This is a genomic window from Stenotrophomonas maltophilia group sp. RNC7 (genome assembly GCF_030910085.1).
Classification (GTDB): Bacteria; Pseudomonadota; Gammaproteobacteria; order Xanthomonadales; family Xanthomonadaceae; genus Stenotrophomonas; species Stenotrophomonas sepilia.
Map to the genome: position 1 here is coordinate 1 of NZ_JAVFVN010000251.1, position 544 is coordinate 544.

At 30.5% G+C, this 544-nt stretch carries 2 protein-coding genes; one reads left to right on the plus strand and one right to left on the minus strand.

Translation table 11 applies throughout. The features are described from left to right. The coding region (locus tag RCF13_RS03175; RefSeq protein WP_308140862.1) for a VOC family protein at positions 1 to 125 on the minus strand (125 nt) is incomplete at its 3' end. Between the two features lie 144 nt (positions 126 to 269). On the opposite strand from RCF13_RS03175, the gene RCF13_RS03180 reads away from it, so the two are divergent. Beyond that, positions 270 to 503, plus strand: a complete 234-nt coding sequence (locus RCF13_RS03180) for a hypothetical protein (RefSeq protein WP_308140861.1) — start codon at positions 270 to 272, stop codon at positions 501 to 503. The last annotated feature ends 41 nt before the right edge of the window (positions 504 to 544 follow it).

Genomic DNA, 544 nt, shown 5'->3' on the forward strand with positions numbered 1-544 from the left:
GTAAACTCGTGCTCTGGAAAGTCTTTTCTCCTAGTTTCAATAAAACCTAAGGCTCCTTTGTAAAACTTTAAAGACTTTTCTAAATCCATGACTCTGATACAGGTGTGTAGTATTTTATACTTCATTAATATCTCCTCCCTATATGGTTTTCATATCCACTTCTATCATATTTTCTATTGTATCATTGTTTTTTATAATTTTATATATTTTTATTCTTTTTCATCAGTTCTAATATAGGTATCTATTCTTTATTATAGGAGCATGCTCTTATGGAAAATCAAATTTCACAACAAATACTGAGCGAAATACAAAATATGAACCAAAGACTGGATAAAATTGGGGGTGGACAAGCTAGGCTAGAGGCTGGCCAAGAAGTTATTCAAAGAGAATTAAAATTCGTTTGGGAAGACATAAGAAAAATAGACAATCGACTTACAGAGCAGGCTTTGTACTTAAAAGAATTAAATAGGAAAAAAATGCTCTTCTCTGGATCTATTTACTAGTAAATTTTTCCAAGCTAGAGTATTTATTTTTACTTGAACAC